General features: G+C 42.2%; 11 protein-coding genes. 5 read left to right on the plus strand and 6 right to left on the minus strand.

Features of this window, described 5'->3' with window-relative positions:
- Positions 1 to 80 precede the first annotated feature (80 nt).
- Entirely contained in the window at positions 81 to 1,691 is a 1,611-nt protein-coding gene (locus tag ACO1DI_RS01340; protein WP_423144986.1) for a gamma-glutamyltransferase family protein, read from the minus strand.
- 176 nt (positions 1,692 to 1,867) lie between these two features.
- Between ACO1DI_RS01340 and ACO1DI_RS01345 the strand changes: the two genes are divergently transcribed.
- The gene (locus tag ACO1DI_RS01345) at positions 1,868 to 3,256 is read left to right on the plus strand and encodes an alpha/beta fold hydrolase (RefSeq protein WP_423144987.1); all 1,389 of its coding nucleotides are present in this window, start codon (positions 1,868 to 1,870) and stop codon (positions 3,254 to 3,256) included.
- Between the two features lie 29 nt (positions 3,257 to 3,285).
- Here ACO1DI_RS01345 and ACO1DI_RS01350 read toward each other — a convergent pair whose 3' ends face one another.
- The 3 genes from ACO1DI_RS01350 to ACO1DI_RS01360 form a co-directional block, all read right to left on the minus strand.
- A complete protein-coding gene (locus ACO1DI_RS01350; protein ID WP_115654406.1) occupies positions 3,286 to 3,615 on the minus strand; it encodes a 4Fe-4S dicluster domain-containing protein in 330 nt (109 codons plus the stop codon).
- Positions 3,615 to 5,213 carry an FAD-dependent oxidoreductase gene (locus ACO1DI_RS01355; protein WP_423144988.1) on the minus strand — a complete coding sequence of 533 codons (1,599 nt, stop codon included), beginning with the start codon at positions 5,211 to 5,213 and terminating at the stop codon, positions 3,615 to 3,617. Before ACO1DI_RS01355 ends, ACO1DI_RS01350 begins: the two co-directional genes overlap by 1 nt.
- Positions 5,214 to 5,782: 569 nt before the next feature.
- Complete coding sequence (locus ACO1DI_RS01360; RefSeq protein WP_226555216.1) at positions 5,783 to 6,325, minus strand: GNAT family N-acetyltransferase; 543 nt, start codon at positions 6,323 to 6,325, stop codon at positions 5,783 to 5,785.
- Positions 6,326 to 6,418: 93 nt separating this feature from the next.
- Between ACO1DI_RS01360 and ACO1DI_RS01365 the strand changes: the two genes are divergently transcribed.
- Together ACO1DI_RS01365 and ACO1DI_RS01370 are read left to right on the plus strand one after the other, a co-directional pair.
- Complete coding sequence (locus tag ACO1DI_RS01365) at positions 6,419 to 6,892, plus strand: hypothetical protein (RefSeq protein ID WP_371906022.1); 474 nt, start codon at positions 6,419 to 6,421, stop codon at positions 6,890 to 6,892.
- A 328-nt stretch (positions 6,893 to 7,220) separates the two neighbouring features.
- Complete coding sequence (locus ACO1DI_RS01370; protein ID WP_423144989.1) at positions 7,221 to 7,388, plus strand: hypothetical protein; 168 nt, start codon at positions 7,221 to 7,223, stop codon at positions 7,386 to 7,388.
- Here ACO1DI_RS01370 and ACO1DI_RS01375 read toward each other — a convergent pair.
- Together ACO1DI_RS01375 and ACO1DI_RS01380 are read right to left on the minus strand one after the other, a co-directional pair.
- Positions 7,363 to 8,547, minus strand: coding sequence for a M20 family metallopeptidase (locus ACO1DI_RS01375; protein WP_423144990.1), 1,185 nt, complete (start codon positions 8,545 to 8,547; stop codon positions 7,363 to 7,365). The genes ACO1DI_RS01370 and ACO1DI_RS01375 overlap by 26 nt on opposite strands.
- On the minus strand, positions 8,525 to 9,877 hold the full coding sequence (locus ACO1DI_RS01380; protein WP_226555576.1) for an LLM class flavin-dependent oxidoreductase: 1,353 nt from the start codon (positions 9,875 to 9,877) through the stop codon (positions 8,525 to 8,527). The genes ACO1DI_RS01375 and ACO1DI_RS01380 overlap by 23 nt, the downstream gene beginning before the upstream one ends.
- 367 nt (positions 9,878 to 10,244) lie before the next feature.
- Between ACO1DI_RS01380 and ACO1DI_RS01385 the strand changes: the two genes are divergently transcribed.
- Both ACO1DI_RS01385 and ACO1DI_RS01390 read left to right on the plus strand, forming a co-directional pair.
- A complete protein-coding gene (locus ACO1DI_RS01385) occupies positions 10,245 to 10,937 on the plus strand; it encodes a response regulator transcription factor (protein WP_226555211.1) in 693 nt (230 codons plus the stop codon).
- A complete protein-coding gene (locus ACO1DI_RS01390) occupies positions 10,930 to 11,934 on the plus strand; it encodes a sensor histidine kinase (protein ID WP_115654412.1) in 1,005 nt (334 codons plus the stop codon). Before ACO1DI_RS01385 ends, ACO1DI_RS01390 begins: the two co-directional genes overlap by 8 nt.
- Positions 11,935 to 11,990: the final 56 nt, after the last annotated feature.

Genomic DNA, 11,990 nt, shown 5'->3' on the forward strand with positions numbered 1-11,990 from the left:
AGAGATTTATACATATGGTTGAGACATGAAAAAAGCCCGACTCTAATCAGTACGGGCTTCTTTCTTGATCTATTTTGTTCTTACCATCCAGCCACAAATCCGTCCGTTCGTGATTCACTTCCTCCGCACAGCACGCCGCTTTCAGGATCTCTCCAAATGATCTGTCCGCGCCCAAATGCCATCGAATCCACGGCTACTTCAATTTTATGCCCTTTTCGTTCAAGCGCTTGTGCTACGTATAAAGGAAACGTCGGCTCCACAAGCACCGTTTTATCTTTTTTCCACTGCCATCTTGGCGCGTCTAAAGCAGCTTGAGGATGAAGCTGAAAGTCAATCGTATTCATGACAACTTGCATATGTCCCTGCGGCTGCATAAAACCTCCCATAACGCCAAACGGTCCTACAGGCTCATTATTTTTAGTGAGAAAGCCTGGAATAATGGTATGAAACGTTTTTTTGTTCGGAGCAAGACAGTTATCGTGATTAGGGTCCATTGAAAAATTGTGACCGCGGTTTTGCAAAGCAATTCCCGTTTCTGGCACAACGATTCCAGAACCAAAGCCCATATAATTACTTTGAATAAATGAAACCATGTTTCCTTCTTCATCAGCCGTTGCTAAATACACCGTTCCGCTTCCAACAGGTTCTCCTGCTTCAGGCTGAAGGGCATGTTCTTTTATAAGGGTGCGGCGATAGTTTGAATATGTATCAGACAGCAGTTCGCTGACAGGTACGGTCATTTTCGTTTCTTCCGTAATGTATTTTTCTCCGTCCGCAAACGCAAGCTTTATCGCTTCGATTTGTTTATGATACGTATCCACCCCATCTTTTTCTTGAAGCTCAAAGCCTTTTACGATATTTAATGCCATTAATGCAATAAGCCCTTGACCATTCGGCGGAATTTCCCATACGTCATATCCACGGTAGTGAGCGGAAATAGGATTCACCCACTCAGGTTCGTAAGCTGCCAAATCTTCTTTTGATAAAAAGCCGCCATACTTTTTGCTGAATGCATCAATACGATCTGTAAGTTCACCTTTATAAAAGGCTTCTGCATTGGTCTCACCAATAAGCTGAAGCGTATAAGCATGATCGATGGATGACCACATCTCTCCTGCTTTTGGTGCCTGTCCATTTGGGGCAAACGTTTGAAACCATGAATCAAATTCTTCGCTTGTATGTAGTCGTTTAAACGTATCGTACGCTTGTTTCCATTGTTTAGCAAGAGTAGGCGCTAGCGGGAATCCTTCTTTGGCATATTGAATAGCAGGCTGCAGTACTTGAGAAAGAGACAGTTTGCCAAAACGCTCCGATAAAGCAGCCCAAGCAGCCGGAGCGCCGGGAACCGTAACGGGAATCATTCCGTACTTAGGAATATTTTTGTATCCTTTTTCCTTCAGCGCATCAATGGAAATAGACTGCGGAGAAGGTCCGCTCGCGTTCAGTCCGTACAGCTGATCATTGGTCCAAACAAGCGCAAACGCATCTCCTCCGATTCCATTAGAGGCGGGCTCTAATACGGTAAGACTTGCTGCTGTCGCGATCGCTGCATCAATGGCATTGCCGCCTTTTTTTAAAATATCAAGACCTGCCTGCGCTGCAAGCGGCTGAGATGTAGATACCATTCCTTTTTTTGCATAAACGGGAACTCGGTAAGATGGATATGGATGATAATGCGGATCATAGGTCATAAAAGCTCCTCCTCTTTTACACTTCTAAATTTATTTTAATTTTCTAACTAATTCAACTTCTTTATTTTACCATATTTACGGCCCAGCGCCTTTCTTTTTATCTCAAAAGGAGATGACTCCATTTACCTAAAATTGGTATACTAATAGAGTACAAGAATTGCCAAGGAGGATGATGTATGAAAAAAGTAAAAGCCGCCCTTCCACTCGCTGTTTCTTTAGCACTCGGCCTTCAAGCGCTTCCTATGTCCACTTCAACCGTTCAAGCTGAAGCATCGGCGAATGCTGCTCAGCACTCATCTAAAGTTGAATACAAACGCGCAAACGCATTTTTAACGAATGTAGCAAACGGAAAAACAAAGGAAGCTACGCGCTACTTTTCCCGCATCCTGCAGTCAAAAATGAGTGAAGACAACCTAAAAACGTGGTGGTCATCTCTAACGGCTCAGTTAGGTGCTGTAAAAAAGATTGGGACAGCTGTACAAGGTGAAGTCAATACCGTTCATCGAAATGTAGAAATCCCCATTGAATTTGAACATGCATCAGCTACTTTAACCGTTCGCTTTAGTCAAAATCGTCAAATGGATGATTGGCGAATCGTACCGGAGGAGCGCCAGTTTTCGTTTTCCAGACCACCTTATGACACCCCTAAGAATTACAGAGAAAAACAGCTTTCAATCGGCAAAGCACCTTACGAACTTCCAGCAACGCTCACCCTTCCAACACGTTCAAAGCATCAAAATGTACCCGTTGTCATTTTAGTTCACGGATCAGGGCCTTCTGATCAGGATGAAACCTTTATGAGCTTAAAGCCGTTTCGAGATCTGGCTTCAGGACTGGCTTCTCAAGGAATTGCCGTTTTACGCTACAACAAGCGTACATACGAACATACAGCTAAAATGTCCGGTGAAAGTAAAATAAACGTTGACGATGAAACAACGGATGATGCCGTACTCGCAGTCAAAGCAATGGCAAAACAAAAAGGCATCGACAGCCGCAATGTTTTTATACTGGGACACAGTCAAGGCGGTATGATGATGCCCAGAATTTTAAATCAAACGCCGGGTAAAAGCGTGCGGGGCTCTGTTTTACTTGCTGCACCGAGCCGCACACTTCCAGAGTTAATGCTTGAACAATTTGCCTATCTTGTATCGCTTAATCAGCTTCCGAAAGAGCAGCTTTCTTTTTTCCAGCAGCAGTTTGCCATTTTACAAGACCCAAGCTTTTCGCCAGCTCAGCCGCCAAAAGAATTCTTGCTTGGCACGCCTTATTTTTGGTATGACTTAGCTCACTGGCACCCCGCAGAAGTCGCAAAATCTCAGCATACGCCGCTGCTTCTTTTACAAGGAGCGCGTGACTATCAAGTAACGACCGAAGATTTTGAAGGCTGGAAACAAAGCTTATCTCAGCGTTCCAACACTTCCTTTAAGCTTTATCCAAAGCTCAACCACTTTTTCACAGAAGGAACTGGTGAAAAAAGCATGCCCGATGAATATGCTGTTTCAGCCAACATTCCTTCTTATGTCATTGATGATATTGTGAAATGGGTTCGGGAAACGCAAAAGTAAAAAAGAGCGGCTTTGTCCGCTCTTTTTTTCTATTTCCTATTTAAGATGATATGCGATTGATCGGAAGAAGCGGTGGATTTTCTTCCTTTTCCCCAGCCTACAGCTTCTCGGTAACTTCCAAGCAGCTGCTGATTAATTACATCCTGTTCATCTACTTCTGCAGTTTGATCAGCTAAAGGCGTTACGTATAAAGCATCTACCGGACAATACAGTTCACACATAAAGCAAGTTTGACAATCGGATTGACGAGCTATGGAAGGAGCTCCTCCCATGCGAGAGCGGTCAAAGACATTTGTTGGACAAACGGATACACAAAGATTGCAGTTAATACACCGGTCTTCACTAAGGAGCTCAATCATTAAATAACCCCCTTTACGTGATTAGAAGACTTTGTTCCTAAGGGTCTCGCCCAGACTTCTTGCACGCCTCCGCTTAGAATCCGGTAGTGCTGTTTGGAATCCATAAACGGAAAATCGTCACGGCGGTGCATCCCTCTCGTTTCTTTTCTTTCTAATGCACTTGTATACATCCATCGCGCCGTTGCCGTCATGGCCGCAAGCTCTCGACTTCTCACGAGGTTTCTTTCTTTATCATACACTCCGTTCTTCAACTCATTCCATACGGCATGTAACCTTGTCAGAGAAGCTTGCAGCCTTGCTTCTGAACGAAACCAGTTCCGGTCATATGGAAAGACCTCGCGCTGAACCGATGCTATCATTTCTTTCGTATCAGCTGCATCAGAAGAAGCTACTGACTTTGTGATTCCTGACGCTTCTGATAAGCCTTTAGCATGTCGACTTGCAGCATTTCTTCCTTGCTTAACAGCAAATGCTGCCGCTGCTTTTCCTGACCAGCAGCCTGAAGAGATAGCCCATGCAGCATTATGGCTGCCTCCTCCCGTAAATCCTCCACAGATTAATTCGCGTGTTGCTGCATCTCCGGCTGCATATAATCCTGGAATGTCGGTTCTACACGTTTCGTCTGTAATGTGAATACCGCCTGTTCCTCTAACAGTTCCTTCAAAACGCAGGGTGATTGGAAACATTTGAGTAAAGGGGTTCATATGAAGACGATCAAACGATAAAAAGAAATTTGGCTGTGATAAGCGCATTGCTTTTTGAATACGTTCATCCGCTTTATCCAGCTTTGCATAAACAGGCTGGGTCATTAACGTTCTGGCTATAATGGATCGCCCTTTATGAGAACCGGCTCCTTCAATGACTGTACCGTCTTCATAATAAAATGTAGCCCATTTATAAAATGCAGATTTTGTGACTGGAGAAAAAGCTGGTGAAATCGAATAAGCATTTGAAAACTCCATGCCGGAAAGCGACGCACCTGCTTCTGTAGCTAATAAGTAACCGTCTCCTGTTAAAACATTTGTACCGAGTGCTCCGCTCAGAAATGCACAGCCTCCCGTTGCAATCACAACTGCAGCAGCCTCCACTCTCCATGTTTCTTTCGTTTGATTATTGATTCCGCAAGCACCTGCCACACCGTGTTCATCTGCAAGAAGCTCCAGTGCAGGGCTATGGTCCAAAATCTGAACCCCTGCCTTTTGAAGCTGACGCCGCATTAGCCTCATATATTCAGGCCCTTGAAGTGTCGTTCGCTGAGAAATTCCTTTTTCATCTACAGGAAACGGATAGCCAAAATGAGCTAATTCATTTACTTGTTCAAACGTACAATCAAGCACTCGTTTCATCCAGCTTCTTTCAGCTAAATATCCCCCCAGCTCTTCTCTGCTTTTCATCGCGGTCATCTGTTCATCAGAAGTAGGTTTTACATACCAAACTCCTGTACCCGAAGGCGCAGTTGCTCCGCTCGTTCCACAATATCCTTTATCTACAAGTACAGCTTTTGCACCTTCTTTAACTGCTTGCAGAGCTGCCCATGCACCAGCAGGGCCTCCTCCAATAATTAATACATCTGTATGAAAATGAAAGTCGGCAGTCATATACGGATCCTCCTCTTAAAATGTTTGCGCTCTCAAAAACCTTATTAAGAAAAACCTTACTTACTGTCCATTCGACTATTTTGCTCATCGCTAAATCTATACCAACTATTCCGTTTCAGAATCCAACTCTTCCATAACACCCATTTAATATAAAAAGGAGACCAGTCCATTTGTTTCAACACAATGGTCTGGCCTCCAGTTGCCTAGTAGGCGCGTTTCTTCGTACAGCATCATCAATACCAAGTAATTCACTTTGTTTAATTATATATTAAAAGTTTATGCTATGTTTGTCAACGATTATGTTATTCTTAGAATTTATTTCTCGTCCTTACAATCGTTCCCGTTATTGGTCTGGTCGCGACACTTCTTATTAAGTGGGAGCCTATTGGTACAGATGTCGAAAAAGAAGAAGAACAAGGATTTGAAATCAATAAAAGCTTTAGTGAAAAAAGTGAGGTCTATCACTAACTATCATTCTAGTAAAACAGGCGAAACGCAAAACACCTTCAAGCACATTAGCCTTGAAGGTGTTTTTCCTTTAAAAATCGATAAAAAATCCTCGCAAAAGACTATGCAAAGCGCCCCATCACTACTGTGTTATAGAACTTGCCGTCAGACAGCACCTTGTCATTTTTTAATACTCCTTCTACCTCAAATCCGAACTTTGTATATAAATCAATGGCTTTTTTATTCGTTTCTAACACATTCAGCGTCATTTTCTTCATGCCCGCGCTCTCTGCCCACAGTATGGATTGCTGTAAAAGCTCTTTTCCAATTCCGTATCCCCAACATTCTTTTGCGACGCATACGCCAAACTCCACTTTGTGGGCAAATCGTTTCAGCCCATTACCTTCGCATCTTGAAAACCCAACAATTTCATTATGCACAACCGCTACTAAAAATAAGTTTCGGTTACTTTCGGTGTCACGACTAATAAGCTCTTCAAAGTCCCCTTTATTCATATACCCTTCTCCTGACTCACGATCTAAGTTTTCCGTTTCTCCGTCTAGCTGAACTCTTAGATGAGACAATTCTTCTGCGTCGCTAGTGGCAGCTGAGCGAATAATGTACTGAAGTCCTTTTACATGGTAAATCTGCTGGTTGATGACCACCCTATACCTCCAAATGTATTTCTTTCATTCAATCTATCAATTAGTTTTAATTTTCTTTACTGTAAATATTATACATAAAGAGATGAAAGAGAGTTGAAGGAATTGCTTTGGTTATTGCTTTTGATTCTATACGGCATTTACAAGTTCTATAAATCAAGGAGACCGCTAACGAAGTTTGATCATTTTTACGAGAGAGCGTTTGAGCTGGAAGAGAAAAAGCGCTATGGAGATGCGCTTGATATACGTAATCAAGGAATTGAACTCCATACCCTTACCGATTTAGAACGAGCTGATTTACATTTAGCGAACGGGCGTATGCTTTTAAAACTAAAGCAATATGAAGAATCAACGAAACACTACGATGCCTCATTTAAACTCGCAAAATACGAAAAATTTCCTTACTCAGAGGGATTCGACGAAGTTATTGAAGCCTACTTGTATGCGGGGCGTAAAGAAGATGCGCTGATAATAACCAATGACATGTTAAAACGGCAAAGCTATGATCGAAAATTTAAGAAGCTCGAGCCTTTAAAAGAAAAACTTCTTTCATACGAAGACTCATGGTAAAATTAAACAAATGAAAACGTATTATTCAGAGCGATTGAGGTGAGCATAGTGGTCATAACGGTTATTGTAGGAGTGCTAGGTCTAATTGGTTTAATTGCAGCAGGATTTGCGACGAATTATAAGGATACAAAGTAAGATGTCGTAGAGAAGAGTGGGTGGGACAAACGTAGTTTAGTTGAAAAAAGATCCGAACCATAAACAGTTGGGATCTTTTCATTGTGCTAGCGAACGTAGATTTAATCTATGTAGTAGCTTCTAGCTGTTGGTTGGAGGATAAGACGAAGACTCCTGCAGGAAAAGCGGAAGAAGTGAGACCCCGCAGGAGCGTATGCGAAGAGGAAGCTCACCGGCCGCCCGCGGAAAGCGAAGTCTTGCACGGAAACCAACAGCGGTTTCACAAGCGAGCCATACGAGCTCCTTTGTCCCTTTTTCGTCTTTAGATTGGGTAATTGTATGTCTGAATCTCTTTTTTAACGAGCCAACAGCTTTTCAGTAACGCGCAAAAACATTTTTACGCCAACTTCAAGCGAGGCTTCATCTACCGTAAACTTCGGATGATGATGAGGGTATACGATGCCCTGTTCTTCATTTCGCGCTCCAATGTTAAAAAATGCTCCTTCCGTTTCCTGCAGATAAGCTGAAAAGTCTTCTCCTCCCATTTTAGGAGACAGCGTCTTTACACGGTCTTTTCCGTATTCTTCAATGGCTGTTTCTTCAATTAACCTTGTAATTTCTTTAGAGTTAATGACAGGGTGATAGCCTTTTTCATACGTAAACGTGTACTCTGCGCCGTAGGCTTCTGTTAGTCCTTTTACAATCCGGTCAATTTGTGCCGGAACTTTTTCTCGCAGCGCCGCATCAAAGCTTCGAACAGTACCGTTCAGCTCCACTTTATCAGGAAGTACGTTGTGCGTAGTTCCTCCGTGAAATTGTGTAACCGATACGACTAATTTATCGATTGGATTCGTCGTTCTTGAAACAATCGTTTGAAGGTTCGTCACAATTTGCGCTCCTAAAACGATCGCATCAACTGCTTCATGAGGCGCTGCGGCGTGTCCTCCTTTTCCTTTAATCGATATGTTAAACGTGTCAGGCGAAGCCATCATGGGACCAGCAAGCACGCCGATTTCTCCGACGGGAAGACCAGAATTCAAGTGCGTACCAATTACATAATCCACACCTTCCATCACGCCTTCTTTCACAAGCTCCTGCGCTCCCCCGGGCAGCAGCTCTTCCGCGTGTTGAAAAATCAAGCGAATTTCTCCTTTAAATTCATTTCTTAACTGAGAAAGCACAGAAGCTACTCCTAGCAAAATAGCCGTGTGACCGTCATGTCCGCATGCATGCATCACGCCTTTATGAACCGAAGCAAATGCAAACGTGTTTTCTTCTTCAATCGGCAGCGCGTCCATATCCGCTCGAATCGCAACCACTTTTCCCTGCTCTTTTCCTATTAATCTAGCCACCACGCTTGTTGGTGTAGGACGCGTAATGATAAAGCTTCCAAACGAACGAAGCGTATCTTCCACAAACTGAGCCGTTCGGTGCTCTTGAAACGATAATTCAGGATAGCGATGAAAGTGTCTTCTCCATTCAATTACTTGCTTCTTCAAGCTTTCTGTGACGCTGTATTCACCGATTGATTTGACTGTCATAAACAAATTCCCCCTTTGTTTGACTATATCGATTGGCTGGAACGGAAAGATTTAAATTTCCGCGCAGCGTATCGCTTTCATATGAAGTGTCGTAAAGCCCGCGCTCTTGTAAAATAGGCACCACTTTTTCCACAAACTGATGAAACGTCTCGCTCATAAACGGGCGAAGCACAAATCCATCCGCTGCTTCCTGCTCATACCATTTTTGCATTTCATTCGCTACGTGCTCAGGTGTTCCTGAAAACGGCGAACGCGGCAAAATTGTTTCAAGCGCGACCTCTCTTAACGTTAATTTCCGAGCAGCCGCCGCTTGTTTAATTTTATTTGTAGTACTTTGAAAAGCATTTGCTCCGATATCTCCCAGCTCTGGAAACGGTGCGTCTACGTCAAATTGCTGAAAGTCATAATCATCAAAAAAACGAGCTAAATATGTAATGGCATGATTAATTGGAATTAAAGCGGCAAGCTCTCCATATCTTCTTTCTACATCTTCCTCGCTATCTCCTATAATTAAATCAATACTTGGAAAAATGAGAAGCTCTTCAGGATTTCTCCCGTGATTTTTTGCTCTATTTTTCATATCTTGATAGAATGCCTGCGCTTCTTCTAGTGTATGTGCATTGGTGTAAATGGCATCCGCATTTTCTGCGCCAAATCCTCTTCCTTTTTCTGATGACCCGGCTTGAAACACAACCGGATGTCCCTGTTTTGAACGAGCAATATTTAACGGCCCTTGAACTTGAAAGTGCTTGCCTTTAAATCCAAGCGTATGCATTTTCTTTGGATCAAAAAACTGACCGGTTTCTTTTTGGTAGGTAAAAGCATCATCTTCCCACGAATCCCACAGCCCTTTTACTACATCAAGATGCTCTTTTGCAATTTCGTATCGCTCGCTGTGAACAGGAAGATGTCCTCTGCTGTGATTGCGCGCTGCCCTTTCTTGCGGAGAAGTAACTACGTTCCATCCAGCTCGCCCACCGCTGATATGATCAAGAGACATCAGCTGACGAGCGATGGTAAAAGGCTCACTGAAACTTGTTGAAACCGTCCCAACTAGTCCGATGTGACTCGTAGAAGCAGCGAGAGCTGACAGCAGTGTAATTGGCTCAAAACGATTTAAAAAGTGAGGAATGGACTTTTCAGATATGGCTAATCCATCCGCAATAAAGACAAAGCTGAAAAGTCCTTTTTCTAATATACGCGCTTGTTTCTTATAAAACTCAATATTAATGCTCGCATCAGGCTCTACGTCCGGATGTCTCCATCCGTCCGTCGTATTTCCAAGCCCTTTAATATTTGCTCCTAGCTTCAGCTTTCTTTTTTCACTCAACGTATACTTCCTCCTTTTTACGACAAATAAAAAAGAGATGCTTTGATTGTTCAAAGCATCTCCAGTCGTCTGGTCGATTGTTTTTAAATAGCTGTTTATTTGACTTACCTGCATGTTATACCTACTATCCCGGTAAGTCAAATTAGCTTTTTAAATATTTCCTTTTATTGCTGTAAAACTACAGCTATATTGCTTTCCTAACAGCTCTCTTTTTTCCTTAGAGTTCAGCGTATGTTTATAAACTATGCTCAGCCAGTGCTATCCTTTACATTTTAAAAAGAACCCCTATGAATCCACTAACATATATGGTAAATAAAAGGATATTACTATAAAATGAGTATAAAAACAGAAAGTGTGGTAAGTACGGTTGTTTAAACTTCTTTTAATTGAAGATGATGTAACACTGTTTAATGAACTAAAAGAGCGGTTGGAGCAATGGTCATATGATGTTTATGGCATCCGTGATTTCAGTAACGTTATGCAGGAGTTTAGCGAGGTAAAACCTGATTTAGTGATTATGGATATTCAGCTGCCGAAGTATGACGGATTCCACTGGTGCAGAATGATTCGCTCTCACTCGAAAATTCCTATTATCTTTCTATCTTCACGAGATCACCCTTCTGATATGGTGATGTCTATGCAATTTGGAGCCGACGACTTTGTGCAAAAGCCGTTTCATTTTGATGTGCTTGTAGCAAAAATACAGGCCCTTCTTCGCCGCGTGTATAATTACAGCGTTGAACAAGTAAACCTTCTTTCGTGGCAAGGCGCAACGATTGATTACGAAAAAAATAAAGTATCAACGGAATCTAAAGCTATTGAGTTAACCAAAAATGAAATCTTTATTTTAAAATGCTTAATACATAAAAAGAATACGATTGTAAGCCGAGATGAGCTGATTAATAGTTTGTGGGAAGATAAACGGTTTATCAGTGATAATACCCTAACGGTAAACGTCAATCGCCTGCGAAAAAAGTTAGATGAAATTGGACTAGGAAGCTTTATTGAAACAAAAGTCGGTCAAGGCTATGTAGCGATTGAAGAGGAACGCTATGATTAAACTCTTTATTCGCGAGCGTCTAAGCTGGATTCTTTTCTTTTTTATGATGCATCTTTTTATGCTTTTTATCGCTTATATTGATAGCTCCATTCCGCTGTCTTCGATTCTTTATATCGTGTTTTTATCATCGATTATCTTTCTTATTTTCTGCGTCTTCCGCTATCATAAAGAAACAAAATTTTACCAAGGGTTAAAAGATGAAGAGGATTTCTTTGATTCTTCTACCCTTTCTCATTCGCTGCGTCCGTTTGAAAAGATTGTTCAGCGAAATCTGATGCAACAATTAGAACAGGCGAAAAAAGATGCGGTGCAAACTCAGCTGCACGTGACGCAGGAAAAAGATGAAATGTTAGCTTGGATTCACGAAATTAAAACGCCGTTAACTGCAATGCATTTAATAATTGAACGCTTAGAAAATCGAGAAGTTAAAGCAAACTTGACGTTCGAGTGGCTCCGTATTCACTTTTTACTTGATCAACAGCTGCATCAAAAGCGCATTTTCTTTATCGAAAATGATATGTATATTGAACACCTGGATTTAGAGTCCCTTATTTTCACCGAGATCAAAACGCTACAAGCTTGGTGTATGCAAAAAAATATTGGGTTTGATGTGGACATACAGGCAGGACGTGTACTGTGTGACGCAAAGTGGCTTTCGTTTATTATGAGACAGCTCTTAACAAACGCAGTCAAGTACAGTGAAGCATCTGACGTAATGATTAGAAGCTATAAGCACCATGGTCAAGTGTACGTCGAGGTAAAAGACAGCGGACGCGGCATTTCTCCTCAAGATATGCCGCGCATTTTTGAGAAAGGTTTTACCTCAACCACTCAGCATGAAGACAGCCGTGCCACAGGTATGGGTTTGTATCTCGCTCAAAAAGCTGCGCACGCTCTTTCTATTCACATTGGCGTGCAGTCAGCTCTTAACGAAGGCACGACGTTTACACTTGCCTTTCCTAAATCAAATGATTTTGTTGATATGAAAAGCATGTGACAAAAATGTCACATGCTTTCGTCATTTGTTCGGTGAATCAAAGGAAAACGCAAGGC

Origin of the sequence: Priestia sp. 40, from assembly GCF_049368575.1 — a bacterium.
GTDB lineage: Bacteria > Bacillota > Bacilli > Bacillales > Bacillaceae_H > Priestia > Priestia zanthoxyli.

Coding starts and splice junctions, on each gene's coding strand:
- ACO1DI_RS01340 (WP_423144986.1), bottom strand. CDS start 1,691: ATGACCTATGATCCGCATTATCATCCATATCCATCTTACCGAGTTCCC.
- ACO1DI_RS01345 (WP_423144987.1), top strand. CDS start 1,868: ATGAAAAAAGTAAAAGCCGCCCTTCCACTCGCTGTTTCTTTAGCACTC.
- ACO1DI_RS01350 (WP_115654406.1), bottom strand. CDS start 3,615: ATGATTGAGCTCCTTAGTGAAGACCGGTGTATTAACTGCAATCTTTGT.
- ACO1DI_RS01355 (WP_423144988.1), bottom strand. CDS start 5,213: ATGACTGCCGACTTTCATTTTCATACAGATGTATTAATTATTGGAGGA.
- ACO1DI_RS01370 (WP_423144989.1), top strand. CDS start 7,221: ATGCGAAGAGGAAGCTCACCGGCCGCCCGCGGAAAGCGAAGTCTTGCA.
- ACO1DI_RS01375 (WP_423144990.1), bottom strand. CDS start 8,547: ATGACAGTCAAATCAATCGGTGAATACAGCGTCACAGAAAGCTTGAAG.
- ACO1DI_RS01390 (WP_115654412.1), top strand. CDS start 10,930: ATGATTAAACTCTTTATTCGCGAGCGTCTAAGCTGGATTCTTTTCTTT.